Origin of the sequence: Pseudonocardia asaccharolytica DSM 44247 = NBRC 16224 (assembly GCF_000423625.1) — a bacterium.
In the GTDB taxonomy this organism is placed as follows: domain Bacteria; phylum Actinomycetota; class Actinomycetes; order Mycobacteriales; family Pseudonocardiaceae; genus Pseudonocardia; species Pseudonocardia asaccharolytica.
In genome coordinates this window covers 222,267-247,621 of sequence record NZ_AUII01000003.1, presented here as the reverse complement: position 1 = coordinate 247,621, position 25,355 = coordinate 222,267, and the positions used below count along the sequence as shown (strand labels likewise).

The 25,355-nt window shown below is 70.7% G+C and carries 23 protein-coding genes, 3 tRNA genes and 3 pseudogenes; 10 read left to right on the top strand and 19 right to left on the bottom strand.

The features are described from left to right. Positions 1-16: 16 nt before the first annotated feature. Positions 17-3,532 (bottom strand): DNA-directed RNA polymerase subunit beta, encoded by a 3,516-nt coding sequence (rpoB, locus tag G567_RS0105315; protein WP_028929158.1) that lies wholly within the window; start codon positions 3,530-3,532, stop codon positions 17-19. Between the two features lie 639 nt (positions 3,533-4,171). Here rpoB and G567_RS0105310 point away from each other — a divergent pair. Continuing rightward, the gene (locus G567_RS0105310) at positions 4,172-5,140 is read left to right on the top strand and encodes a cyclase family protein (protein WP_028929157.1); all 969 of its coding nucleotides are present in this window, start codon (positions 4,172-4,174) and stop codon (positions 5,138-5,140) included. Positions 5,141-5,160: 20 nt separating this feature from the next. Further along, positions 5,161-6,822: a class I adenylate-forming enzyme family protein gene (locus G567_RS0105305; RefSeq protein ID WP_028929156.1), complete on the top strand. Its 1,662-nt coding sequence runs from the start codon at positions 5,161-5,163 to the stop codon at positions 6,820-6,822. A gap of 78 nt (positions 6,823-6,900) precedes the next feature. On the opposite strand, the gene rplL is transcribed toward G567_RS0105305, so the two are convergent. Continuing rightward, the gene (rplL, locus tag G567_RS0105300) at positions 6,901-7,296 is read right to left on the bottom strand and encodes a 50S ribosomal protein L7/L12 (RefSeq protein WP_028929155.1); all 396 of its coding nucleotides are present in this window, start codon (positions 7,294-7,296) and stop codon (positions 6,901-6,903) included. Positions 7,297-7,343: 47 nt separating this feature from the next. After that, positions 7,344-7,910: a 50S ribosomal protein L10 gene (rplJ, locus tag G567_RS0105295; RefSeq protein ID WP_028929154.1), complete on the bottom strand. Its 567-nt coding sequence runs from the start codon at positions 7,908-7,910 to the stop codon at positions 7,344-7,346. A gap of 813 nt (positions 7,911-8,723) precedes the next feature. Here rplJ and G567_RS35980 point away from each other — a divergent pair. The 4 genes and pseudogenes from G567_RS35980 to G567_RS35965 all read left to right on the top strand — a co-directional run. Continuing rightward, positions 8,724-8,831, top strand: a pseudogene (locus G567_RS35980) (GntR family transcriptional regulator); the annotation flags it as partial. A 25-nt stretch (positions 8,832-8,856) separates the two neighbouring features. Next, positions 8,857-9,252, top strand: a complete 396-nt coding sequence (locus G567_RS35975; RefSeq protein WP_028929153.1) for an aminotransferase class I/II-fold pyridoxal phosphate-dependent enzyme — start codon at positions 8,857-8,859, stop codon at positions 9,250-9,252. 26 nt (positions 9,253-9,278) lie between these two features. Further along, a complete protein-coding gene (locus G567_RS35970) occupies positions 9,279-9,494 on the top strand; it encodes a hypothetical protein (RefSeq protein WP_245585561.1) in 216 nt (71 codons plus the stop codon). A 65-nt stretch (positions 9,495-9,559) separates the two neighbouring features. Beyond that, positions 9,560-10,672 carry a CaiB/BaiF CoA transferase family protein gene (locus G567_RS35965; protein WP_028929151.1) on the top strand — a complete coding sequence of 371 codons (1,113 nt, stop codon included), beginning with the start codon at positions 9,560-9,562 and terminating at the stop codon, positions 10,670-10,672. A 92-nt stretch (positions 10,673-10,764) separates the two neighbouring features. Here the strand turns inward: G567_RS35965 and G567_RS37040 are convergent. The 8 genes and pseudogenes from G567_RS37040 to G567_RS0105230 form a co-directional block, all read right to left on the bottom strand. Then, positions 10,765-11,253: pseudogene (locus tag G567_RS37040) on the bottom strand (TetR/AcrR family transcriptional regulator); the annotation flags it as partial. After that, entirely contained in the window at positions 11,250-11,738 is a 489-nt protein-coding gene (locus G567_RS33930; RefSeq protein WP_147200879.1) for an aromatic-ring hydroxylase C-terminal domain-containing protein, read from the bottom strand. The gene G567_RS33930 and the pseudogene G567_RS37040, both read right to left, overlap by 4 nt. 55 nt (positions 11,739-11,793) lie before the next feature. Further along, a pseudogene (locus G567_RS33925) lies at positions 11,794-12,071 on the bottom strand (FAD-dependent monooxygenase). A gap of 151 nt (positions 12,072-12,222) precedes the next feature. Further along, the gene (rplA, locus tag G567_RS0105250; RefSeq protein WP_028929149.1) at positions 12,223-12,945 is read right to left on the bottom strand and encodes a 50S ribosomal protein L1; all 723 of its coding nucleotides are present in this window, start codon (positions 12,943-12,945) and stop codon (positions 12,223-12,225) included. A 98-nt stretch (positions 12,946-13,043) separates the two neighbouring features. Next, on the bottom strand, positions 13,044-13,478 hold the full coding sequence (gene rplK, locus G567_RS0105245; RefSeq protein WP_028929148.1) for a 50S ribosomal protein L11: 435 nt from the start codon (positions 13,476-13,478) through the stop codon (positions 13,044-13,046). A gap of 69 nt (positions 13,479-13,547) precedes the next feature. Further along, positions 13,548-14,354 (bottom strand): transcription termination/antitermination protein NusG, encoded by an 807-nt coding sequence (nusG, locus tag G567_RS0105240; protein WP_028929147.1) that lies wholly within the window; start codon positions 14,352-14,354, stop codon positions 13,548-13,550. Between the two features lie 49 nt (positions 14,355-14,403). Next, positions 14,404-14,751 carry a preprotein translocase subunit SecE gene (gene secE / locus G567_RS0105235; protein WP_028929146.1) on the bottom strand — a complete coding sequence of 116 codons (348 nt, stop codon included), beginning with the start codon at positions 14,749-14,751 and terminating at the stop codon, positions 14,404-14,406. A gap of 58 nt (positions 14,752-14,809) precedes the next feature. Continuing rightward, a tRNA-Trp gene (locus tag G567_RS0105230) sits at positions 14,810-14,885 on the bottom strand. 182 nt (positions 14,886-15,067) lie between these two features. Here G567_RS0105230 and G567_RS0105225 point away from each other — a divergent pair. Then, positions 15,068-16,294 (top strand): pyridoxal phosphate-dependent aminotransferase, encoded by a 1,227-nt coding sequence (locus G567_RS0105225; protein ID WP_028929145.1) that lies wholly within the window; start codon positions 15,068-15,070, stop codon positions 16,292-16,294. A 49-nt stretch (positions 16,295-16,343) separates the two neighbouring features. Here the strand turns inward: G567_RS0105225 and G567_RS0105220 are convergent, their stop codons facing one another. The 7 genes from G567_RS0105220 to rpsR form a co-directional block, all read right to left on the bottom strand. Beyond that, positions 16,344-16,553 carry a hypothetical protein gene (locus G567_RS0105220; protein WP_028929144.1) on the bottom strand — a complete coding sequence of 70 codons (210 nt, stop codon included), beginning with the start codon at positions 16,551-16,553 and terminating at the stop codon, positions 16,344-16,346. A 74-nt stretch (positions 16,554-16,627) separates the two neighbouring features. Further along, entirely contained in the window at positions 16,628-17,065 is a 438-nt protein-coding gene (locus G567_RS0105215; RefSeq protein ID WP_028929143.1) for a MaoC family dehydratase, read from the bottom strand. 8 nt (positions 17,066-17,073) lie between these two features. Beyond that, a complete protein-coding gene (locus tag G567_RS0105210) occupies positions 17,074-17,517 on the bottom strand; it encodes an FAS1-like dehydratase domain-containing protein (protein ID WP_028929142.1) in 444 nt (147 codons plus the stop codon). Position 17,518: 1 nt separating this feature from the next. Beyond that, on the bottom strand, positions 17,519-17,686 hold the full coding sequence (gene rpmG / locus G567_RS0105205) for a 50S ribosomal protein L33 (protein WP_028929141.1): 168 nt from the start codon (positions 17,684-17,686) through the stop codon (positions 17,519-17,521). 40 nt (positions 17,687-17,726) lie between these two features. Continuing rightward, positions 17,727-17,802, bottom strand: a tRNA-Met gene (locus G567_RS0105200). 28 nt (positions 17,803-17,830) lie between these two features. Continuing rightward, positions 17,831-17,903: transfer RNA gene (locus G567_RS0105195), tRNA-Thr, on the bottom strand. Positions 17,904-18,043: 140 nt separating this feature from the next. Further along, a complete protein-coding gene (gene rpsR / locus G567_RS0105190; protein WP_028929140.1) occupies positions 18,044-18,292 on the bottom strand; it encodes a 30S ribosomal protein S18 in 249 nt (82 codons plus the stop codon). Positions 18,293-18,744: 452 nt separating this feature from the next. On the opposite strand from rpsR, the gene G567_RS0105180 reads away from it, so the two are divergent. The 3 genes from G567_RS0105180 (at position 18,745) to G567_RS26915 (ending at position 24,870) form a co-directional block, all read left to right on the top strand. Then, the gene (locus G567_RS0105180; protein ID WP_028929139.1) at positions 18,745-21,744 is read left to right on the top strand and encodes a helix-turn-helix transcriptional regulator; all 3,000 of its coding nucleotides are present in this window, start codon (positions 18,745-18,747) and stop codon (positions 21,742-21,744) included. 151 nt (positions 21,745-21,895) lie between these two features. Next, on the top strand, positions 21,896-23,152 hold the full coding sequence (locus tag G567_RS0105175) for a cytochrome P450 (protein ID WP_028929138.1): 1,257 nt from the start codon (positions 21,896-21,898) through the stop codon (positions 23,150-23,152). Beyond that, the gene (locus G567_RS26915) at positions 23,149-24,870 is read left to right on the top strand and encodes a class I adenylate-forming enzyme family protein (protein ID WP_037055896.1); all 1,722 of its coding nucleotides are present in this window, start codon (positions 23,149-23,151) and stop codon (positions 24,868-24,870) included. Before G567_RS0105175 ends, G567_RS26915 begins: the two co-directional genes overlap by 4 nt. 25 nt (positions 24,871-24,895) lie before the next feature. On the opposite strand, the gene G567_RS0105165 is transcribed toward G567_RS26915, so the two are convergent. After that, positions 24,896-25,054, bottom strand: coding sequence for a hypothetical protein (locus G567_RS0105165; protein WP_245585546.1), 159 nt, complete (start codon positions 25,052-25,054; stop codon positions 24,896-24,898). Positions 25,055-25,355 lie beyond the last annotated feature (301 nt).

The window sequence follows — 25,355 nt, the reverse complement described above, 5'->3', positions numbered from 1 at the left end:
GTGGGGCCCCCGACGGTCAGTTGACGACATCGTCGACGCCGATCGAATCCGAGCCCGGGCGGCTGGACAGGTTGATGCCCAGGTTCGCCGCGGCCCGCTCGAGATCCTCGTCATCGGTGTCGCGCATCTCGATGGCCGCTCCGTCGCTGGACAGCACCTCGACGTTGAGGCACAGCGACTGCAGCTCCTTGAGCAGCACCTTGAACGACTCCGGAATGCCCGGCTCCGGAATGTTCTCCCCCTTCACGATGGCCTCGTAGACCTTCACCCGGCCCACCACGTCGTCCGACTTGATGGTGAGCAGCTCCTGCAGGGTGTAGGCCGCGCCGTAGGCCTGCATCGCCCAGCACTCCATCTCGCCGAAGCGCTGGCCGCCGAACTGGGCCTTACCACCGAGCGGCTGCTGGGTGATCATCGAGTACGGGCCCGTCGACCGCGCGTGGATCTTGTCGTCGACCAGGTGGGCCAGCTTCAGGATGTACATGTAGCCGACCGCCACCGGGTACGGGTACGGCTCGCCGGAGCGCCCGTCGAACAGCTGGGCCTTGCCGTCCGGGCCGACCAGACGCTCGCCGTCCCGGTTGGGCAGCGTCGCGCCGAGCAGCCCGGTGATCTCGTTCTCCCGGGCGCCGTCGAAGACCGGCACGGCGGTGTTCGTGCCGGGGGCCGCGGAGTGGAGCTCCTCGGGCAGCTTCGACGCCCAGTCCGGGCTGCCCTGGATCTCCCAGCCCGACTTGGCGATCCAGCCGAGGTGGGTTTCCAGGATCTGGCCGATGTTCATCCGGCGCGGCACACCGTGGGTGTTGAGGATGATGTCGACCGGCGTGCCGTCCGGCAGGAACGGCATGTCCTCGACGGGCAGGATCTTGCCGATCACGCCCTTGTTGCCGTGCCGGCCCGCGAGCTTGTCGCCGTCGGAGATCTTGCGCTTCTGAGCCACGTAGACCCGCACCAGCTCGTTGACCCCCGGCGCGAGCTCGTCCTCGTCGTCGCGGGAGAACACCCGGATGCCGATGACCTTGCCGTTCTCGCCGTGCGGCACCTTCAGCGACGTGTCGCGCACCTCGCGCGCCTTCTCCCCGAAGATCGCGCGTAGCAGCCGCTCCTCCGGGGTCAGCTCCGTCTCGCCCTTGGGCGTGACCTTGCCGACCAGGATGTCGCCGGGCTGGACCTCGGCACCGATCCGGACGATGCCGCGCTCGTCGAGATCCGCCAGCACATCCTCGGAGACGTTCGGGATGTCCCGGGTGATCTCCTCGGCACCCAGCTTGGTGTCGCGGGCGTCGATCTCGTGCTCCTCGATGTGGATCGACGTCAGCACGTCGTCCTGCACGAGACGCTGCGAGAGGATGATCGCGTCCTCGTAGTTGTGGCCCTCCCACGGCATGATCGCCACGAGCAGGTTCTTGCCCAGCGCCATCTCACCGTTCTCGGTGCACGGCCCGTCGGCCAGCACCTGGCCCGCCTCGACCCGCTGGCCCTCGTCGACGATGGGCTTCTGGTTGTTGCAGGTGCCCTGGTTGGAGCGGCGGAACTTGTTGAGCCGGTAGGTCTGGCGGACGCCCTCGTCGGACATCACCGTGATGTAGTCGGCGCACAGCTCCTCGACCACGCCGGCCTTGTCGGCCACCAGCACGTCACCGGCGTCGACCGCGGCCCGCAACTCCATCCCGGTACCAACCAGCGGCGCCTCGCTGCGCAGCAGCGGCACCGCCTGACGCTGCATGTTGGCGCCCATCAGTGCGCGGTTGGCGTCGTCGTGCTCGAGGAACGGGATCAGCGCGGTCGCGACCGACACCATCTGCCGCGGGGAGACGTCGATGTAGTCGACGCCTGCCGGGGAGATGAAGTCGACCTCGCCGCCCTTGCGGCGGACCAGGACCCGGTTCTCCTGGAAGTGACCGTCGTCGGTCAGTGGCGCGTTGGCCTGCGCGATGACGAAGCGGTCCTCCTCGTCCGCGGTCAGGTAGTCGATCTGCTCGGTGACCCGGCCGTCCTCGACCTTGCGGTACGGCGTCTGGATGAAGCCGAACGGGTTGACCTGCGCAAACGTCGACAGCGACCCGATCAGGCCGATGTTGGGACCCTCCGGGGTCTCGATCGGGCACATCCGGCCGTAGTGGCTGGTGTGCACGTCGCGGACCTCGAAACCGGCGCGCTCGCGGGACAGACCGCCCGGGCCGAGGGCGGACAGCCTGCGCTTGTGGGTCAGCCCGGCCAGCGGGTTGTGCTGGTCCATGAACTGCGACAGCTGCGAGGTCCCGAAGAACTCCTTGATCGCGGCCACGACCGGCCGGATGTTGATCAGAGTCTGCGGCGTGATGGCCTCGACGTCCTGGGTGGTCATCCGCTCGCGGACGACGCGCTCCATGCGCGAGAGCCCGACCCGGACCTGGTTCTGGATCAGCTCGCCGACGGTGCGCAGGCGGCGGTTGCCGAAGTGGTCGATGTCGTCGGTCTCGACCGGGATCGTGACCGCGTTCTCGCCCTCACCGACCGTCATCGAGGTCTCGCCGGCGTGCAGCCGCACGAGGTACTCGATCGTGGTGGCGATGTCCTCCTCGGTGAGCGTGCCCACCGAGGTGTCGATGGCGAGACCCAGCTTCTTGTTGGCCTTGTACCGGCCGACCTTGGCGAGGTCGTAGCGCTTGTCCTTGAAGAACAGGTTCTCCAGCAGGGTCTGCGCGCTCTCCCGCGTCGGCGGCTCGCCGGGACGCAGCTTGCGGTAGATGTCGAGCAGCGCCTCGTCCTGACCCGCGGTGTGGTCCTTCTCCAGCGTCGCCAGGACCGTCTCGGAGAAGCCGAAGCGCGCCTGGATCTGCTCGGCGGTCCAGCCGAGCGCCTTGAGCAGCACGGTCACCGGCTGGCGGCGCTTGCGGTCGATCCGGACGCCGACGGTGTCGCGCTTGTCGACGTCGAACTCCAGCCACGCCCCGCGGCTCGGGATGATCTTGACCGAGTAGACGTCCTTCTCGGTCGTCTTGTCGATCGTGTGGTCGAAATACACTCCCGGGGAACGGACGAGCTGCGACACGACGACCCGCTCGGTGCCGTTGATGATGAACGTGCCCTTGTCGGTCATCATCGGGAAGTCGCCCATGAACACCGTCTGGCTCTTGATCTCGCCGGTGGTGTTGTTGGTGAACTCCGCCGTCACGAACAGCGGGGCGGCGTAGGTCATGTCCTTGTCCCGGCACTCCTCGACGGAGGCCTTGACCTCGTCGAAGCGTGGGTCGGAGAACGATAGGGACATGGATCCGGAGAAGTCTTCGATCGGGGAGATCTCCGCCAGGATCTCCCCGAGGCCACCGACGGGGTCGTCGTCACCGGCGTCGATCCGCCGCTGGAACCACGCCTCGTCGCCGACCAGCCACTCGAAGGACTGGATCTGCAGATCGAGGAGGTCGGGCACCTCGAGCGGCTCGCGGATCTTCGCGAACGAGACGCGGGTCGGTGCGCCCGGGAAGCTCGGGTTGGCCGAAACAGCGGTAGCGGGGGTCGCAGTGGTCACGGTGGCGCGGGAGACAGCCAAGATGCGTCCTTCCGAGAACTACGCTCTCGTCTGGCGGGCACCCCGTCCTTCGCGCTACCGTCTGGTCGTCTCGCCCGGGGTGGGAGCCCGGGCCGGGTGACTGTCGGGTTGTCCGGATTTGGTGCACGCCGTCTGTTGTCGTGGCGCGGCCATCGGCCAGGACCCACATTCGCGGCCAGATCTTTCCCGATCGAGACTTCCGGCGGCGCGCACACAGAGCCTGGACGAAGGCAGCGCAAAGAGCCAGTCTAGCCGCAAAGGCAGCCGCTGTCGAGACGGGTCACCGAGGAAACCATCTGAGACCTAAGAGTGACCTGACAGGCGCACCGAGTCAAGACTCTACGCGTCGGTAAGTGGTCCCTTTTGAAGGACGACCGGCGCACCCAATCCGGTGGATCATCACAGCGCACCGGTCGGCGACGGCCAGCCCCTCTGGCAGCGGACATCCGACCGTTCGCCGGGTATGGCCGCGAGAGAGCGGAAGGACACCGTCCGCCGTCGGACGAGGCGGGCTCATCATACCGATCCGCTCGGCGCCGGTGGCATTCGGAGGGACTCGCCAGGCGTCCTTGACACCACCACGAGCAGCGCAACACGATCAAGCAGTCGCCTGAATCACCGAGACGAGGGAGGCCGACGATGTCCGACGCTCCTGCCATGCGGGATCTCCTGGGCGCCGATACGCCGAGCAACTGGGGCAAGTGGGGCCCGGACGACGAGTTGGGCTGCCTGAACTACCTCGATGCCGGCGAGGTGCTGCGCGGGGTGCAACACATCAAGTCGGGTGAGGTGTTCACCCTGCAGATCCAGATGGGCCGCACCGAGGGGCCCGGCGACCCGCTGTGGCCCGGCCGCGAGGGCATCCAGCGGCAGAACGTGATGGACGAGTCGACGTGGGACGGCGAGGGCGCGCCGCAGTTTCCCGGCGGGCTGCACTACGCCGACGACACCGCGCTGATCTTCCTGCAGGGTTCCACCCAGTACGACGCGCTGGGCCATGTCTGGTACGACGGCCAGCTGTGGAACGGCTACGACGCCCGCACCACCGTCGAGGCGATGGAGAAGGCCTCGGTGCTGCCGATCGCGGAGAAGGGCGTGGTCGGGCGCGGGGTGCTCATCGACATGGCCCGCCACCGCGGCAAGCCGTGGCTGGACAAGGGCGAGACGTTCGACCACAACGACCTCGAGGACGCCGCCAAGGCCCAGGGCGTGAGCATCGAGCCGCACGACATCCTGTGCGTACGCACCGGCTGGCTGCGCTACTGGTACCAGCTGGATGACAAGGAGTCGTTCTACGACGGGTTCAACGAACCCGGCCTGACCTACTCCCGCGAGCTCGTCGAATGGTTCCAGACCCGGGAGATCCCGAACCTCGTCACCGACACCATCGCCAACGAGGTCACCTACGAGCCCGCGACCGGGGTGGCGCTGCCGCTGCACTGCGCGCTGATGCGCAACCTGGGGGTGGCGCTCACCGAGATCGCCTGGTTCGACGAGCTGGCCGAGGCGTGCGCCGCCGACGGCCGGTGGAGTTTCCTCTACGCCGCGGCGCCGCTCAAGGTGGTCAAGGGCACCGGCGCGCCGGTCAACCCGATCGCCATCCGCTAGCGACCCCGAGGACTCGAGTCATGAGCAGCTACGACGAGAAGCCTTGGCTGGGCATCTACGACAAGGAGCAGCCTGCCGAGATCACGCCCGAGTTCACCGACGCGCTGGCGATGTTCGCCGCGTCCGTGGCCCGCAACCCCGACGGGGACGCCATCCGCTACTTCGACGGGCGCATCACCCTGCGCGAGCTCGACGAGCTGACCGACGCGTTCGCGGCGGGGCTGCTCGACACCGGGGTCACGCCCGGCGACCGGGTGGCGCTGTACCTGCAGAACGTCCCGCAGTTCGTCATCGGGCTGGTCGGGACCTGGAAGGCCGGCGGGATCGCCGTCTCGATCAACCCGATGAACCGGGAGCGGGAGTTGGAGCTGCTGCTCAAGGATTCCGGCGCGCGGGTGCTGATCGCGCTGGAGAGTCTGCATCGCGACGTCGCGGCGAAGATCGTCGGCCGGACCGCGGTGCAGACCGTCATCACCACCTCGGAGCTGGAGTACCAGACCACGGGCGACGAACGGGTCTTCGCCGGGGTCGAACGCGTCCGCGGCGAGAACACCGTCGACATGGCGGAGCTGATCGACCGGTTCCGCGGCCGGCGGCCGCCACCGGTGTCGTTCACCCCCGGTGACACGGCGTTCCTCACCTACACCTCAGGGACGACAGGGCCGCCGAAGGGCGCGATGAACACCCACGGCAATGTGGTGTTCAACTCCCAGGCCTACCGGCAGTGGTGCGGGCTGGGCGACGACGACGTCATCCTCGGCGTGGCCCCGCTGTTCCACATCACCGGCCTGATCGCGCACATCACGGTCTCGCTGCTGCTCGGTGTCCCGCTGGTGCTGTTTCACCGCTTCGAGCCGGCGGTCGCGATCGACACCATCCGGTCGGAGCGGCCGACGTTCACCGTCGGCTCGATCACCGTGTTCATCGCGCTGATGAACGCCCCGAACGCCGACCCGGACGCCTTGGCGTCGCTGACCAAGATCTGGTCGGGCGGGGCGCCGATCCCCCCGTCGACGGTGAAGGCGTTCTCCGGGGCGTTCGGCCAGTACATCCACAACATCTACGGGCTGACCGAGACCACCTCGCCCAGCCACGGCGTGCCGTTCCACGCCGAGGCGCCGGTGGACGAGGCCTCCGGGGCGCTCTCGGTCGGGGTGCCGATCTACAACGCGGTGGTGCGGGTCGTCGGCGACGACGGGCGGGACCTGCCGGCCGGGGAGATCGGCGAGATCGTCACGATCGGGCCGATGGTCGTGCCCGGGTACTGGGGGAAGCCGGAGGAGACCGCCGCCGCGATCCCGGGCGGGGCCCTGCACACCGGCGACGTGGGGTACATGGACGCGGCGGGCTGGTTCTACATCGTCGACCGGAAGAAGGACCAGATCAACGCCGGCGGATACAAGGTGTGGCCGCGCGAGGTCGAGGACGTGCTCTACGAGCACGAGGCCGTCCGCGAGGCGGCCGTGGTCGGGGTGCCCGACGCCTACCGCGGCGAGACCGTGAAGGCCTTCGTCAGCCTGCGGCCCGGCCGGGCGGTCACCGCCGACGAGCTCATCGGGTTCGTCAAGGAGCGGATGGCCGCCTACAAGTATCCGCGCCAGATCGAGTTCCTCGACGAGATCCCCAAGACCGTGACCGGCAAGCTGCTGCGCCGCGAGCTGCGGGCCCGCGAGCGGACCTGACCGGAGCCGCGGCCCGCAACACGCGAGGGGCGACACCCGATCGGGTGTCGCCCCTCGCGTGTTGCTACGGTGCGCCGGTCAGCTGACGGTGACCTTGGCGCCGGCCTCCTCGAGCTTCGTCTTGGCGGCCTCGGCGGCGTCCTTGGCCACGGCCTCCAGGATCGGCTTCGGGGCCGCCTCGACGAGGTCCTTGGCCTCCTTGAGACCCAGGCCCGAGACGAGCTCGCGGACCACCTTGATGACCTGGATCTTCTTGTCGCCTGCTGCCTCGAGGACGACGTTGAACTCGTCCTTCTCCTCGGCGGCCTCGGCGGGGGCGGCACCGGCGGCCGCACCGGGCGCGGCGGCGACGGCGACCGGGGCGGCCGCGGTGACCTCGAAGGTCTCCTCGAACTTCTTCACGAACTCCGACAGCTCGATCAGCGTCAGGTCCTTGAACGCCTCGAGCAGCTCGTCGGTGGACAGCTTCGCCATTGTCGGCCTCTCTTCTCTGCGACTCGGGTGGTGCGGGTGGTGGGTGGTCAGCTCGTGCTGTCCGCGGCGGCGTCGGCGGGGACGGCTGGGCCGTCACCCTCCTTCGCGCGCTTGTCGGTCAGGGCCTGGGCGAGCCGGGCAACCTGCGAAGCGGGCGCCTGGAACAGGGCCGCAGCCTTGCTCAGGTTGGCCTTCATCGCGCCGGCCAGCTTGGCCAGCAGGACCTCGCGGGACTCCAGATCGGCGAGCCGGTTGACCTCGGCGACGGTCAGCGGGCGACCGTCCATGAAGCCGCCCTTGATCGTCAGGCCCTTGTTGTCCTTGGCGAAGTCGCGCAGTGCCTTGGCCGCGTCGACCGGCTCGCCCTGTACGAAGGCGATGGCCGTCGGGCCGGTGAGCAGCTCGTCGAGCCCCTCGACGCCCGCATCCTGGGCCGCCCGCTTGACCAGGGTGTTCTTGGCAATGCGGTACGTGGCGTCGGGGCCGAGCGCGCGCCGCAGCGTGGTGAGCTGGGCCGTTGTGAGGCCGCGGTACTCGGTGACCACCGAGGCGGTCGCTCCCCGGAAGCGGTCGGCGATCTCGTCGACCGCTTCGACCTTGTCGGGTCGGGCCATCCCTTGCCTCCTCTCGGTGTCGGTACGGGTACCACCGCTTCCGACCCCGAGACGACGAACGCCCCGGCGCAGGAGCGCACGGGGCGGAACGGGCCGGGACGGCCCGGATGACCTCGTCCTCCTGCGCGGGCCGCCCGCCACGGCGGGACCTTCGTACGCCACCCGGCGGGCGGCGCAGACCTGCGGTCTTCGGTGGAACCGACGTCGAGCGTACGCGAGCACCCCCGGGACCAGGACATCGCCCCCGGTAGCACCCTCGCCGGACCCCGACGACGCTCCGCATGATCGGCGTCCGGGCGTGATCGGCGTCTGGGCAGTGTCAGCCGCGAAAATCGCGGTTGCGGGCACCCAAATGCCGATCATGAGGAAGCGATCCACGAGGACGACGGGATATCCGGCGACCGGCGCGGACCAGTCGCCTGAGGTCACCGGTCACGGTGTGCCGCCGCACCGGATATGGCAGTGGAGGGGAGACCGACGAGCCAGGGCGGACGGTCCAGTCGGCGCAGTCGCGGGTGTCGGCACCGTACCGCGGTGTGATCAGCGCGATCCCGACGAGGACCGCCAAGAGGAGCCAAAGCGGCATCGTCACCACCCGACCGTGCCCAGAATCGGCCCACTCACTGAAGGTCAATTCTGGGAAAGTGGATCGATGCACCCTGCCGGGGAGATCCGCCGGACCGGTGTCGCCGCGGGCGTCGACATCGGGCGTCGACATCGGGCGTCGACATCGAGCGGCGTATCGGTGCGCACAGCTTCGCGCGGCTGCTCGGCAACTGGCGGCCGTTCGGCGGCCGGCGGCTCGCGGCAGCGTTGGCCGACCGGATCAGGCTGCTCGTCCTGGACGGAAGGCTGCCGCTGCAGACCCGGGTGCCCGCCGAGCGCGACCTGGCCGTGGCACTGGACGTCAGTCGCACGACGGTCGCGACCGCCTACGACTCGCTCCGTGCGGCGGGTTCCTTATCCCCACGCCCTCGACGCGATTCGCGCCCGCGGCGGGTGGGCCGTTCCGGTCGCGCTCACCCCCGACGGAGGCTGGGATCTCGACCTGCTGACCGCGGCGGTCCGGGACGCCGCGCCCCGGCCGACCTACCTCGTCCCGGACTTCCACAACCCCACCGGCGCACTCATGGACCCCGAGACCCGCGCAGGGCTGGTCGCGCTGGCCCGCCGGACGGGCACTCCGCTCGTCCTGGACGAGACGCTCGTCGAGCTGCCGCACCATCGACTCGATCCGGAACGCGCACCGCGCCGAGCTCACGACGGCCCGCGATCACCCTCATGGGCCGACTCGACGAGCAGTTCCCGGACTGGCGGCCGTCCCGCTCGACCGGCGGACTGAGCCTGTGGGTCGATCTCGGCGCGCCCGTGTCGAGCCTGCTCACCTCTGCCGCCCGCCGGCGCGGGGTACTGCTCGCCGCCAGCCCCCGATTCGGCATCGACGGGGCGTTCGAACGGTTTCTCCGGCTGCCCTACACGCTGTGCCGCGACCGTGTGGTCGTCGCGCTGGTGCGGCTGGCCACGGCGTGGAACGACCTGGGCGGTGCGAGCCCCGGTGACACCGAGCCGGTCGCCGTGGTCTGAGTCATGCGGAACGCGGGACGCGCTGCCCTAGAGTCCGATGAACGGACGATCGGTAGGAGGTAGGCATGGGGCTGCGGGACGGACCCCTCCGGGGGCTTCGGGTGGTCGAACTGGCCGGGATCGGCCCCGGGCCGCATGCGGCGATGATCCTGGCCGACCTCGGCGCCGACGTCGTGCGCATCGATCGGCCGGGCGGTCTGACGCTCGGCTCGCCCGACCCCGCCGACCCCCTGCTGCGCGGTCGCCGCCGGGTGGCCGCCGACCTCAAGGACTCGGCGGGAAGAGAAACCGTGTTGCGCCTGGTCGAGCACGCCGACGTGCTGCTCGAGGGCTACCGGCCCGGGGTCACCGAACGGCTGGGCGTCGGCCCGCACGACTGCCACGCCCGCAACCCGCGGCTGGTCTATGCCCGGATGACCGGCTGGGGCCAGGACGGTCCGATGGCTCCGCGGGCTGGCCATGACATCAACTACATCTCGCTCACCGGCGCGTTGTATGCCATCGGACGCGCCGGTGAGCGCCCGGTGCCCCCGCTCAACCTCGTCGGTGACTTCGGCGGCGGGTCGATGCTGCTGGTCATCGGGGTGCTCGCCGCGCTCTGGGAAGCCGAGCGCTCCGGGCAGGGCCAGGTCGTCGACGCCGCGATGATCGACGGCGCGAGCCTCCTGGTCCAGATGATCTGGTCGCTGCTGGCCAAGAAGGTCTGGACCGACCGGCCGGACAGCAATCTGCTCGACGGCGCGGCCCCGTTCTACGACACCTATACCTGCGCGGACGGCAGGCATGTGGCCGTCGGTGCGATCGAGCCGCAGTTCTACGCCCAGCTTCTCGAGGGTCTCGGGATCGCCGCGGACGAGCTGCCCGAGCAGATGGACCGGCAGGGCTGGCCGACCGTTCGCGCCCGGTTCACCGAGGTGTTCGCCACCCGGACCCGCGACGAGTGGACCGCCGTGTTCACCGGCACGGACGCGTGCGTGACGCCGGTGCTCGCCTTCGGAGAGGCCGCCGACCACCCGCAGCTGGCCGCGCGCTCGACGATCGTCGCACCGGACGGGGTGCCGCAGGCCGCGCCCGCCCCGCGCTTCTCCCGCACCCCGGCGCAGGTCCCGCCGCAGCCGGGTGCCGCCGAATCCGTCGACGAGGTTCTCCGCACATGGACCCGCCCTGTGAGGGCGTAACAGTGTTCTACCACTGTTACGCCCTCACGGGGGGCGAAGGCTGCGTCGATGAGATCCGGCAGGTCACCGCCGGATCCGGACCACAGGACCAACGCGGCGGTGAGCGCGGCGAGCGCCGCACCGGCCAGCACCCGCAGCTGCAGCGAAACCTCCGCCGCGCCTTCCCGCTCGGCCAGCGCGGCGGCGAAGAGCTCCTGCGTGGCTCGCTGGTTCTCCCACATCCGCGCGCGCAGCGCAGGCGTGCCGAGGACCAGCCGGGTGCGCACCCGCAGCGCATCGATCTCGGTGGCCGGCATGGCTCGCAGCGCGGTCACCAGCCCCTGGTGGATCGCGGTGAGCGGGGGCTCACCGGCCGGCCGCTCGCGGATCAGCTCGGCGATGAGCGGGTCGTAGTCGTCGGTGTCGATCACCGACTCCTTGGTCGGGAAATGCCGGAAGAACGTCATGTGCGAGACGCCGGCCGCCGCCGCAATCCGCTCGACCGTCGTCGCCTCGTAGCCGTCGGCCAGAAACAGCCGCAGAGCGTGCTCCTGGATCCGCCGCCGGGTCTGCTGCTTGCGCTGCTCGCACAGCCCGCTCATGCGATATCGGTTCCGGTCTCCCGGGACCCGGCGGCGGGCCGGACGGGCGCGGTGGGGTGGTTCAGGACCTTCCCGAGCAGCCGGACGAGCGCGGCCGGGTCGCGGCCTGTCCACGCGAGATGCCCGTCGGGCCGGACGAGCCGCGGCGCGCGTGCTCCGTCCGTGGTGACCAGCCTGGTGACCAGATCGGGCCCCAGGAACCGGCGCGCCGCGGCCGCGATCTCCTCCCCCGCCGCACCCGCCGGGGCGAGCACCGCCCACCGCGGCCCGAGCTCGGCGTACAGCCGGGTCCGCGCACCGTCCGGCCGGGCACAGTCCAGATCCGCCACCCGATCGCCGGGGCAGCGGCCCCGACGCCCCGGCGACCACCGGCCCGGCACGAGCGGACCGCCACGGTAACCGACCTTCAGTTGCGAGGCCTGTTCCCAGATCAACCGCTGCACCAGCGCCCGGTCCAGTAGCCGGACGAGCACGTGGTCGCGCACCAACCGGGCCGGGCCGCTGCCGCCGAGGACCAGCCGGTCAGGCGGCTCGTTCCGGTCAGCACCTCCGCCGCCACCGGGCGGGGCGGCGCTCGGCCGGGTAGCTGTCCAGCAGCGCCTCCCCGGCCCGGCCTCGGACGACCAGCGCCAGCTTCCAGGCCAGGTTCTCGGCGTCCCCGAGTCCGGTGTTCATTCCTGCCCGCCGAACGGGCTGCGGATATGCGCGGCGTCGCCCGCGAGCAGGACCCGGCCGCGGCGGTAGGTCTCGGCGAGCCGCCGGTGGATCAGACCCGGCCTGCGCACCAACGGGGTCGGCCCGGCGTCCACAATGGCCATGGCCGAGGTGCTCATGGCGGACCTCCAAGCTGTTAGCGACTAACACATGATAGTCGCTAACAGATTCTCCGACAGTGTCGTGAGAGCACCGCAGACGCGCGCACCCCCCGTCGCCGGAGCAACGGGGGGTGCGGTCGAGCAGGGCTGCGACTCAGGCGCTGTGCGCCTCGTCGACGAGGAGGTTGCGCGTGCGGTTCGGGTCGACCGGGATACCGGGCCCCGTGGTCGTGGAGATCGTGATCTTCTTGATGTACCGCCCCTTGGCGGCCGACGGCTTGGCCCGCAGGATCTCGTCGAGCGCGGCGCCGTAGTTCTCCACCAGCTTGGCCGTGTCGAACGACGCCTTGCCGATGATCAGGTGCAGGTTCGCCTGCTTGTCGACCCGAAAGTTGATCTTACCGCCCTTGATGTCCCCGACGGCCTTGGTGACGTCCGGGGTCACCGTGCCGGTCTTCGGGTTCGGCATCAGGCCGCGCGGACCCAGGATCCGGGCGATCCGGCCGACCTTGGCCATCTGGTCCGGCGTCGCGATCGCGGCGTCGAACTCGAGCCACCCGCCCTGGATGCGTTCGATGAGGTCCTCGGCGCCCACGACGTCGGCTCCGGCGGCCTCCGCCTCGGCCGCCTTGTCACCGGTGGCGAACACGATCACCCGGGCGGTCTTACCGGTACCGTGCGGCAGGTTCACGGTCCCACGCACCATCTGGTCGGCCTTGCGCGGGTCGACGCCGAGGCGCATCGCCACCTCGACGGTCGGGTCCATCTTCGAGGTGGCGGCGGTCTCCTTCGCCAGCCCGGCGGCCTCGAGCGGGCTGTAGAGCCGGTCGCGATCGACCAAGTCGGCGGCCTTGCGGTAGTTCTTGCTGCGCTTCATGTCTGTCCTCGGTTCCACGATCCCGGGCGGGACCGCTGGTCAGGTCGTGGTTCGAGCCGCGCCCGGCTCTCCCATGCGTACGGATACCTTCGGATGCCTCAGCCCGAGACGTTGATGCCCATCGACCGCGCGGTGCCGGCGATGATCTTCGCGGCGTGGTCGAGATCGTTTGCGTTGAGGTCCTGCATCTTGGTCTGCGCGATCTCCCGCACCTGGTCCATGGTCACCGTGGCGACCTTGTTGCGGTGCGGCTCGCCGGAGCCCTTCTCCACGCCGGCCGCCTTGAGCAGCAGCTTGGCCGCGGGCGGGGTCTTGAGCTCGAAGGTGAACGAACGGTCCTCGTACACCGAGATCTCGACCGGCACCACGTTGCCGCGCTGCGACTCGGTGGCGGCGTTGTAGGCCTTGCAGAACTCCATGATGTTGACGCCGTGCTGACCGAGCGCGGGGCCGACCGGCGGGGCGGGAGTGGCCGCGCCCGCCTGGATCTGGAGCTTGATGATCGCGGAGAGCTTCCGCTTCTTGGGTGGCATGTCGTGATTCCTCTTCGATCCCTGCTCGGGGTACGCCGCGGACCTGCCTGCCGGGCGCGGGTTGTGGGGTCAGATCTTCGAGACCTGACTGAAGGCCAACTCGACCGGGGTCTCCCGGCCGAAGATGGAGACGAGCACCTTGAGTTTCTGCCCGTCGACGTTGACCTCGCTGATCGTCGCCGGCAGCGTGGCGAACGGACCGTCCATCACCGTCACGGACTCGCCGACCTCGAAGTCGACCTCGACCGGCGCCTTGCCGGCGGCGGCCGCGGCGCCGGACTTGCCTGCCACGTCCTTGCGGGGCTGCTCGGTCTTCGGAAGCAGGAACTTGACCACGTCGTCGATGCTCAGCGGGGACGGTCGCGAGGTCGCACCGACGAAGCCGGTGACGCCCGGCGTGTTGCGCACCGCGCCCCAGGACTGGTCGTTCAGCTCCATCCGGACGAGGATGTAGCCGGGCAGCACCTTGCGCTGCACCTGCTTGCGCTGGCCGTTCTTGATCTCGGTGACCTCTTCGGTGGGCACCTCGACCTGGTAGACGTAGTCCTCCACACCCAGGGTCTGGACCCGGGTCTCGAGGTTGGTCTTCACCTTGTTCTCGTAGCCCGCGTACGAATGGACGACATACCACTCGCCGGGCGCGCGGCGCAGCGCGGCCCGCAGCTCCTCGGCCGGATCGACCTCATCCGCCTCGGGCGCCTCGGCCTCGGTGGTACCGCCGTCCTCGCCGTCCGCGGCCTCGGCGGCGTCCGGCGCGGACGCGGCCTCGGTCTCTGCGTCGCTGTGGTCGGCCGCGGTGTCGATCGCGGTCTCCGAGACCTGCTCGGCCTCGAGTTCGCCATCGGTCAACCGCTGGCCGCCTTCTGAGGAGGTCACCTGCGTCTCGCTTCCTTCGTCTGCGTGCTTCGCTCGATCGGCGGCGGGGTCACGTCCCGAACAGGAACAGCACACCCTGCCCGAACACGAAGTCCATCAGTGCCACCAGAGCGACCATGAACGACACGAAGATCAGCACGACGATGGTGTAGGTCACCATCTCCCTGCGCGTCGGCCAGATCACCTTGCGGAGCTCGGCGACGACCTCGCGGAGGAAGCGCATGATCCGGTTCGGCAACGAACCCTTTGCCGGGCGGCCGTCGCGGACCGGGGTGGGCCGGCCCTTGGACGCCCCACCGCCCGCGGCGGGCACCGGGGCGACGTGCCGTCCGCGACGGTCAGCCGCGGTGCTCGGACGCTCCTGCCCGGACCGGCCCGACTCGCGCTCATCGCTCACCGGATCTCCTCGCTGACGCTCGTCCGACCGTCCGTACTGGTCTCCTTGCATGTCACGGTGGCAGGGGTGACAGGACTTGAACCTGCAACCTGCGGTTTTGGAGACCGCTGCTCTGCCAGTTGAGCTACACCCCTAAGCCAGCCCTGAGCCCTGTTCGGCCGACACAGGGCGGGCGCACCTGGACCATTCCGATGCGCCCGGCTTCATCGAGTGTACGGCACCCGCATCCGGCAGCCGAAATCGCACACCTGCAGACCGGGAACAGGCGGGGAAACCCGTTGCCGCCGGCGTCTGCGCGGTGCGGGAGGATGGGCGCATGGCCACCGCTTCGACCACGTCGACCCAAAACCGGATCTCCGCCCGGATCAGCGGGATCGCCGAGTCAGCCACACTGGCCGTCGACGCGAAGGCCAAGGCCCTCAAGGCGGCGGGCAGACCGGTCATCGGCTTCGGCGCGGGCGAGCCCGACTTCCCGACCCCGGAGCCGATCGTCGCCGCCGCCGAGGCCGCCTGCGCGGACCCGCGCAACCACCGCTACTCCCCCGCCGCCGGGCTGCCCGAGCTGCGCGAGGCCGTCGCCGCCAAGACCAAGCGCGACTCCGGCTACGAGATCACCGCCAACCAGGTGCTCATCACCAACGGCGGCAAGCAGGCCGTGTACCAGGCCTTCGCCACCCTCCTCGACCCGGGCGACGAGGTCATCCTGCCCGCGCCGTACTGGACCACCTATCCGGAGGCGGTCGCACTGGCCGGCGGCGTCGCCGTCGTCGTGCGGACCGAGCCCGAAGCCGACTACCTGCCGTCGGTCGAGCAGCTCGAGGCCGTCCGCACCGAGCGGACCAAGGTGCTGCTGTGGTGCTCGCCCTCCAACCCGACCGGCTCGGTGGCCGACCGCGCGCTCACCGAGGCCGTCGGTCGCTGGGCCGCGGACAACGGCATCTGGGTGATCACCGACGAGATCTACGAGCACCTCGTCTACGACGGCGCGGAAGCCGTCTCGATGCCCGTCGCGGTCCCGGAGATCGCCGACCGCTGCATCGTGCTCAACGGCGTCGCCAAGACGTACGCGATGACCGGCTGGCGGGTGGGCTGGATGGCCGCGCCCGCCGACGTCATCAAGGCCGCCACCAATCTCCAGTCCCACCTGACCTCGAACGTATGCAACGTCGCGCAGCGCGCCGCACTGGAGGCGGTCGCGGGTCCGCTCGACGCGGTGGCCGAGATGCGCGCGGCGTTCGACCGGCGCAGGCGCACCATCGTCGAGCTGCTCTCGGCGATCCCGGGCGTTCAATGCCCGACCCCGCGGGGGGCGTTCTACGTCTATCCCGCGGTCCGGGAGCTGCTGGGCAAGCAGATCCGGGGCACCCGCGCGGAGACCACGGTCGAACTGGCCGCCGCCGTTCTCGAACATGCCGAGGTCGCCGTCGTCCCGGGCGAGGCCTTCGGGACTCCTGGTTTCTTCCGGCTGTCCTATGCCCTCGGCGACGACGACCTGCGCACCGGCGTCGGCCGGATGGCGGAACTGCTGGCCGAGGCGCGGTAGTCACGAGACACCCGGGCGGGGCGCGGACGCAGCGCGCCCCGCCCGGCGTTCACTTGTCGGTGTCGGCGAGCATCGCCAGCGCGGCCGCCCGCTTGGCGTACGTCCAGTTCGCCAGGTCACCGATCGTCTTGATGCCGAGGGCCTTCAGTTGCTCGTCGTGCTTTTCGCTGAGGCCTTCCATGGCCGACGGGGGCGCCTTGAGGATCTCCGCCGCCGTCTTGTCCTCCCAGGCCTTGTCCACGAGCTTGCCGAACTTCACGTCGTGCTCCCTCCGCCGGGATGGGGTTGACCTCGGCAGCATCGGCCCGGCGGGCGATCAGGGCAACTCGAGGCTCACTCCGGGAGGACGACCTCCGCCGCGGCGCGCCCGAGCACGGTCTTGCCGGCGAACCGGGCGGTGATGTCGATCGTGGCGACCCGGCAGCTGTCCGGTTCCGCCTCGCGGACGTCGCCGACCTTGCCGCTGAGCTCGAGCAGGGCGCCCGCATCGTCGTCGGGAACGACCACGGGGCGGGTGAAGCGCACCGCGTAGCTGCGCACCGCCGCCGGGTCCCCGACCCAGCGCGTCACCAGGCGCCCGGCGAGCGCCATCGTCAGCATTCCGTGCGCGATCACCCCGGGCAGCCCGACGGCGGCCGCGGTGCGGTCACTCCAGTGGATCGGGTTGAAGTCGCCGGAGGCGCCGGCATACCGGACCAGATCGGCACGGGTGAGGCGTAGCTCCAGCGGTGGGAGCTCGTCGCCCTTGGCGATCGCGGACCAGGCGGGCATGGACGCGTTCACGATGTCGCCTGGGTGACGAGCAGGGCCTTGGTGGTGGCGACCGGTTCGCCCACGACATCGGCGACCTCGCACCGCAACGTCAGCATGTGGCTGCCCGCGCGGGTCGTGAGGTTCTCGACGTGGATCGTCGTGACCAGCTCATCGCCGCCGCGGATCGGGCGGTGCAGCGTGATCGACTGGTCACCGTGCACCATCCGGCTGTAGTCCCAGCCGAAATCCGGGTCGCGGAGGAACGTCTCGATGAGCGGCATCGTGAATGTCACCGCGAACGTGGGGGGCGCGACGAGGTCGGGATGACCGGCGGCGCGTGCGGCGTCGAGCTCATGGCAGATCCGCGAATCCTCCCCGATGGCCGAGGCGAACTCGCGGATCTTCTCCCTGCTCACCTGGTACGGCTCGGCCGGAGACAGGCTGCGGCCGACGTAGGACGGGTCGGGCACCTCAGCGCGTTTCGCGGTGTTCCCGGTGGGTGCCGCAGTTCGGGCAGAACTTCTTGATGGTGAGGCGGTCGGGGTCGTTGCGCCGGTTCTTCTTGGTGATGTAGTTCCGGTGCTTGCACTGCTCGCACGCCAGCGTGATCTTCGGCCGTACGTCGGTGGCCTTGGCCATCGCGGGTGCCTCCTGCTTTACCTTCGGATTCTCGTCAGTCTGGTAGCGGTGGCCGGACTTGAACCGGCGACACAGCGATTATGAGCCGCTTGCTCTACCGACTGAGCTACACCGCCTCGCGAGGCCGGTCACACACCTCGCCCGAGCCCCTTTACGGAATCGAACCGTAGACCTTCTCCTTACCATGGAGACGCTCTGCCGACTGAGCTAAAGGGGCGGCACCACCCTTCGGGCAGTCGCGCTGCGACTTCGTGGCAGAAGCGGCTTCCCGGCGGGCCTGCATGATGTTACACAACCCCTCCCTGGCAGGCGGAACCCGGGGGTCGGCCGGAGCCGAGCCACGCTTCCCGGGACCGCTCAGGTCCGTCCGGACCTCGGGTACGGGATCAGCGCCATCTCCCGGGCGTTCTTGATGGCGATGGCAACCTCGCGCTGTTGCTGGGGCGTCAGCCCGGTGACGCGCCGGGACCGGATCTTGCCGCGGTCGGAGATGAACGTGCGCAACAGCGCGACGTCCTTCCAGTCGACCGTCTCGATCCGTTTGGCGTGCAGCGGGTTGACCTTGCGCCGCGGGGGGCGCATCGGCTTCCGGGCGGGACTGGGCATCGCTCCCGTGCTCCTCTCCGAACTCGGCGGTACCTCGGATATCCTCGCGCAGTTCCGGCCGCCCCGCGCGGTTGACCATGGATGGCTCCGGCCCGATATGCGCACGGCCGGCAGCCCTTACGCCGCGTCGGGGCTGGTAAGGGGGTGCAAGCCCCCGGCGACCGCGAGGACGACGCGATCGCCCGATGCCGATACCGATGCCTCAGCACGAGCGTCGTGGCCGTGATCGCCCAGTACCCCCTCGACGTGGAGGCCATGGCCCGCCGCGACCGGTTGCTGGCCGAGGCCGAGCACTTCCGGCTGGTCCGGATCGCCCGGGCCGACCGGCGGCGCACCGATCGACGAGCGGACCCGCGACCTCCCGCCGCGAGCGCGAAGACAGCGGGCCCGGAAGCAGCGAGTCCGCAAGCAGCGGCGCGAAACGACGCGGATTGTCGGAGTGCCGTGCGAGCATGACCGACGTGGCGCGGCTGGGTTTCGGAATACCGTTGGTCGGCCGCCGCAGCGAGGTCCGCGTGCTGTCCGCCGCGCTCGACCGGGCGGCGGCTGGTTCGGCCTGCGCCGTGCTGCTGTCGGGCGAGGCGGGCGTCGGCAAGACCCGGCTGATCACCGAGGCTGCCGAGCGGGCCGGCGCCGCAGGATTCGTCGTGCTCACCGGTCGCTGCCTCGATACCGGCGAGTCCGCGCTGCCGTACCTCCCGTTCACCGAAGCGCTCGGACGGCTCGCCGCGGACCGGCCCGAGGTGGTCGCCGCGCATCCCGAGCTGCGCAGGCTGCTGCCCGGTGGGCGGCCCCGGGCGGAGCTGTCGGCGGACGATCGCGATCTCGGCCAGCTCCGAATGTTCGACGCGGCGCTGTCCGGGCTCGCCGAGCTGTCGGCCAAGGCCCCCGTCCTGCTGGTGCTGGAGGACCTGCACTGGGCCGACCGATCCAGTCGCGACCTGCTGGTCTTCCTGGTGTCGCGGCTCGGTGGGCAGCGGCTGGTCGTGCTCGCCAGCTACCGGGACGACGATCTGCACAGCAGGCACCCGCTGCGGCCGCTGCTCGCCGAGCTGGTGCGGCTGCCGGCCGTCGAACGGCTCGACCTGACGCCGCTGGGGCGCGGCGACGCGCTCGCCCTCGTGCGGAGCCTGGCCGACGGCAGTCTCGACGAGCGAGCCCTGCACCGCATCGCACGGCGCAGCGAGGGCAACGCGTTCTTCGCCGAGGAGTTGGTCTCGGCGTCCGGCGAGGCCGTGCCCGACGGTCTCGCCGAAGTACTGCTGGCCAGACTCGAACGGCTACCCGCGACGGCGCAGCGGGTACTGCGGCTCGCCGCGGTCGCCGGGCGCCGGGTGCGGCACGATCGGCTGGCCGCGGTGTCCGGGCTCGGCACCGACGAGCTCGAACAGGCGCTGCGCGACGCGGTGGCCCACCACGTGCTCGTTCCCGACTCGCCCGGCGCCGACGACGCCTACCTCTTCCGACATGCGCTGCTGCACGAGGCCGTCTACCAGGATCTGCTGCCGGGCGAGCGCAGCAGGCTGCACGGGGCCTACGCCGCGCTGCTGGCCGAGGCCGGCAACGCGCCGGGCAGCGTCGCCGAGCTCGCTCACCACGCGCTCGCCGCGCACGACCTGCCGCTGGCGCTGTCTGCGTCGATCCGCGCCGTCGACGAGGCCGACCAGCGCGGCGGGCCGGGCGAGGTGCTGCTGCATGCCGAACGAGCACTCGACCTGTGGCCCGCGGTGCCCGACGCGGAGCGGCTCACCGGTGTCCCCGAGGCCATCGTCACCCGGTGGGCGGCCTGGGCGGCCAGCGCCACGGGTGATCCCGATCGTGGGATGGCGCTCGCCCGCCGCGCGCTGGAGCTGGCCGACCAGCGCGATGATCCGTGCCTCGCTGCCGATCTGCGAATCCGCTATGCGATCCAGCTGCTCGAGCTCGGCCGCGCCGAGGCGGCCCTGCCGGTGGTCCAGCAGGCCATGACCGTGCTCGAGGACGCCCCGGAGTCCTCCGAGCTGGCGTGGGCCCGAGCGGTCGCGGCCCGGGTGATGCTCTGCCTCGACGACGTCGCCGAGGCAGGCCGCGGTGCCCAGCTCGCCCTCCGCACGGCCCGCTCGCTCGGATCGGCCCGCGGGTCCGCCCCGGGTGCCGACCACCACCACGATGCGCTCGGCGCCGAGGCCGACGCACTGGTCACGCTCGCGCTGTGTGCGGAGAACCTCGGCCGCGGCGAGCAGGCCAGAGCCCGGCTCGCCGAGGCGAAGCAGCTCGCGCACGCGTCGGGCAATCTCGGTGTCGAGCTGCGGTCGTTCTTCAACACGGGTATCTCGCTGCTCGACGCCGGACGGCTGGCCGAGGCCGCGGCCGAGTTCGTCGCGGGCGAGACGCGAGCCGTCGCCACCGGGACGACGTGGAGCGGGTACGGCCTTGAGCTACGCGTCGCGCACGTGCTCACGGCGTTCATGCGCGGCGCCTGGGACGACGCCGAGGCCGCCGCGGAGCTCGGCCGGGCGGCGGTATCGGCGACGGTCGCGGGGCGGGTCGCCGCCGCCGAGCTGCTCACCACAGTGGGCCGGGGTCGCCTCGCGGCCGCCGAACACCGCCGCGCCCAGCTCGTCGCCACCGGGCCGACCGACGATCAGATGATCCTGCTCATCGGGCAGGCCGGGGCGGAGTCGGCGCTGTGGCAGGGGCAGCCGGAGCTGGCGGCGGAGCGCGTCGACGAGGCGCTCCGCGGGGTGCGCGCGTGGGATCGGCACCACCTGGCCGGGATCATGCTCTGCGCGCTCGGCGTGGCGGCGCAGGCCGAGCTCGCGGCTGGTGGCTCCGCAAAGGCGGTCGCCGCCGCGGAGGCGCTGGCCGCGGACGGGCACGACACCGCTGCGAAGGGCCGGCCGCGTGGCGTCACCCTGGGTGTCGAGAGCCGGGCCTGGCTGCGCCGCATCGATGCCGAGCTCTCCCGGGCGCGGGGCTGCTCGGATCCGCAGGCATGGGCGCAGGTCGTCGAGGGCTACGGGTACGAGGACGGCTATCGGCAGGCGATGGCGCGGTGGCGTCGCGCCGAGGCCCTGCTCGCCGGGTGTACCGAGACGACGACCCCCGCCGCCCGCGCCGAGGCCGCAGCGGAGCTGAACCAGGCTCTGGCGACCGCGGAGTCCCTCGGTGCGGCACCGCTGGCCGCCACTGTGCGGGCGCTGGCCGGGCGCGCCGGGCTCGGCCTCGCCCGCGAGGAGCCGATCCGCCGCCCGGCCGCGAAGGGCCCCGATCCGCTCACGCCGCGGGAACGGTCGGTGCTCGCGCTGGTCGCCGGAGGGCGCACGAACAAGCAGGTCGGCGCGGAGCTGTTCATCAGCGAGAAGACCGTGAGCGTCCACCTGTCACGGGTGATGGCCAAGCTCGGCGCGGGCAGCCGCACCGAGGCGGTCTCGATCGCCTACGCACGTGGGCTGCTTCTCGGCGCCGGCTGAGCGTCTGCCTGCTCCATCCGAGTGCATCCGAACGATCCGACGGACACCAGTCGTTAGGTTGATCACAACCTACCGAACGGTAACTATGCTCGCCCTGACCGGTCAGATCGACGGCGGAGGTACGGCAATGGCGCCGGCTGAGGTAACAACTGTGGGCCCGGATCGGGCCGACCTGTCCGATATCGACGGCTTCTGGAGCGCTCCGATCGCGGAACGCGCCGCCGCCTTCGCGGCGCTGCGCGAGCGCGACCCGATCCCCTTCTACCCGGAGCCGCAGTTCTCCTATGTCGCGCCGGGGCCCGGCTTCCACGCGCTGACCCGGCTCGACGACGTCCTCGAGGCCAGCCGGAACGCGCAGGTCTTCCGCTCGGGCCGAGGCTCGACATCGATCGCCGACATGCCCGGCGAGTTCCGCGAGTTCTTCGGATCGATGATCGGCATGGACGATCCCCGGCACGCCCGGCTCCGGCGCATCGTCTCCCGCGGGTTCACCCCGCGCCGGCTGGGCCAGCTCACCGAGGATGTCGAGCTGACCGCCCGCCAGATCGTCGACGATGTGATCGACGACGGCAAGTGCGACGCGGTCACGGAGATCGCGGCCCGGCTGCCACTCAAGATCGTCTGCGACATGATGGGGATTCCGGAGAGCCAGTACCGGTTCGTCTTCGACCGCACCAACGTCGTCCTCGGCGCCGGTGACCCCGAATTCGTGCCCGACGCCGAGAACATCGCGGCCGCCCTGCTGCAGGCCGGCGCCGAACTGGCCGGGCTGATGCGCGAGCTCGGCGAGTTCCGCATGGCGAACCCGACCGACGACGTCACCTCCGCCCTGGTCAACGCCGAGGTCGACGGCGAGCGGCTGACCCCCGACGAGCTCGCGAGCTTCTTCATCCTGCTCGTGGTCGCGGGCAACGAGACCACCCGCAACGCCATCAGCTGGGGTCTGCACCTGCTGTCCGAACATCCGGACCAGCGCGCGGTGTGGCTGGCCGATCTCGACGACGTCACCCCGACCGCGGTCGAGGAGATCGTCCGCTGGGCGTCGCCGGTGATCTTCATGCGGCGCACCTGCGAGACCTACACGGTGCTGGGCGGCAAGCAGCTGCGGGCCGGCGACAAGGTCGCGCTGTTCTACTGGGCGGCCAACCGCGACCCCGCACACTTCACCGACCCCGACGCGTTCGATGTCCGCCGCACACCCAACCCGCACGTGGGTTTCGGCGCGCCCGGGCCGCATTTCTGCCTGGGTGCGCATCTGGCTCGCCGCGAGATGTCGGTGATGTTCCGCGAGCTGCTCACCCGGATACCCGACATCCACGCGACGGGGCAGCCGCACCGGCTGCGTTCGATGTTCATCAACGGCATCAAGCATCTGCCGGTCGCGTTCACCCCGGGAGGGACCCGATGACGGCCCGGCCCGCGGACACCGGTGCCGCGCTGACGCTGGACTATCCGGCCGTCCCCGCGGGGGCGACCCTCGCGGGCGCCGCGCGCCGGTTCGGCGGGCGGACGGCGCTGCACTACTACGGTCGCGAGCTGAGCTTCGCCGAACTGTACGAGCGGGCGAGCGCGTTCGCCGCGGCGCTTCGCGGGGCCGGGATCGGCCGCGGCGACGTCGTCGCGATCCACCTGCCCAACTGTCCGCAGTATGCCGTCGCCTATTTCGGGACCCTGCTGGCCGGCGCCGCGTTCACCCCGGCCAGTCCCCTGCTGCCGCCCGCCGAGCTTGCCGCGCAGCTGAGCGACGCCAACGCCGTCGCGGCGGTGAGCTGGGTGCTGCCCGCGAGCCCTGGCCCCGCGGATGCGCTGGTCGCCGTGCGGGACCGCACGCCGGTGTGGCTGCTGCTGGTCACGGACCGGCAGCAGGCGCTCGACCCGACGCACGCGGTGGACACCGGCGCCCTCCCGGATGCGCGGGACTTCGAAGCGTTCCACGCCGGGGCAACCGCGCTCGACGCGGCCCTCGAGATCGATACCGAGATCGACGCCGGTCGCGATCTCGCCCATCTGGCCTATACCGGCGGTACCACCGGCCGGTCCAAGGGCGTGCGGCTGCCGCATCGCAACGTCGTGGTGAACACCCTGCAGTACGCCTGCTGGGGCAGCGGTTCGGTGCCTGCGCTCGATGATGCGGGCGGGTTGCGGCTCGACCAGGTCGGATCCGCCGCAGAGTATCCGGTGCGGCTGGGCACCGGGATCGCGATCAACCTGACGCCCTGGTTCCACGCGATGGGCACGATCGGCGCGTTGAACCTCCCGATGCTGACCGGATCGACGACCGTGCTGCACGACCGCTTCAACCCGGGCGCGTACCTCGCCGACGCGGAGCGGTTCCGGGTGACGAGCCTGTCCGGGGCGCCGCCGCTGTTCGCGGCGCTGGTCCGGCATCCCGAGTTCGCGTCGCGTGACCTGTCGTCGGTGCGGGGCATCAGCTCGGGCGCCGCACCTCTGCCCGTGGAGCTGATCCAGGCCCTGCAGCGGCGGTTCGGCGACGACGTCGTGATCACCGAAGGCTACGGTCTGACGGAGGTGACGATGGGTGTGACGATCGGTCCGGCGGCGCGCTCCGCGGTGCGCAAGGCCGGCACCGTCGGGCTCCCGGTCTACGACACCCAGGTGTGCATCCTCGACGACGACGGGCGCGAGTTGCCCGCGGGCGAGCCGGGCGAGGTGTGCGTCCGCGGCCCGCAGGTGATGATCGGCTACCACAACCGGCCGGAGGAGACCGCGGTCGCGCTGGCCGGCGACTGGCTGCACACCGGTGACATCGGGGCACTCGACGAGGACGGCTACCTCAGCATCGTCGACCGCAAGAAGGACATGCTGATCTACAAGGGGTACAACGTCTACCCGCGCGAGCTGGAGGAACTGCTGTTCGCCCAGGACGGTGTGGTCGGCGCTGCGGTGGTGAGCCGCCGGGATCCGGACGTCGGGGAGCTGCCGGTCGCGTTCGTCGTGGCCCCGGGACTCGACGATGCGGGCGTGCAAGCCCTGATGAAGACCGTCAACGCGAGGGTGACGCCCTACAAGCGGCTGCGTCAGATGGTGCTGGTCGACGATATTCCGGTGTCAGCGGCGGGGAAGGTGCTCAAGCGCGAGCTGCGGGAGCGGTTGACCGGGGCCTGAGCGGCCCTGCCGCCGGGGACCGGCGTCAGGCCGCCGCGTCGTTCGGGGCGAGCGGCGTGGCGAGCACGTGGTCGACCAGCCGCATCACCAGCTGGCTGCCGCCGAGCCGGTAACCGAACTCCTCCCAGCTCAGCAGCTCGCGAGAGAGCACCTCGCCGACCGGGCCAGGATACAGGCGGGTCACTCTGAAGGCGGCGGCTCTCAGGCGCATCTTCTCGTGATGATCCATGGGAACGGGACTCACTGTCGATTGACCTCCGCGTCAGGGAATGCGGGCCGACGCGGCTCGGCGCTGAGACGCATCTCAGTACACCATCGTGAACTACCGCGCCGATGACTCCGCCGCCGCATACCCGAAGAGTGACGAGGCTCTCACTCGCCGCGCCCTGCCGAAGGCGTCTCGCCGCGCCTCGGCTCCGGGCACTGCCGGCCTAGCACCCCCGCGGCGCGGCACTCACACTCCTCGAACCGGGTTAGCCTCGCCC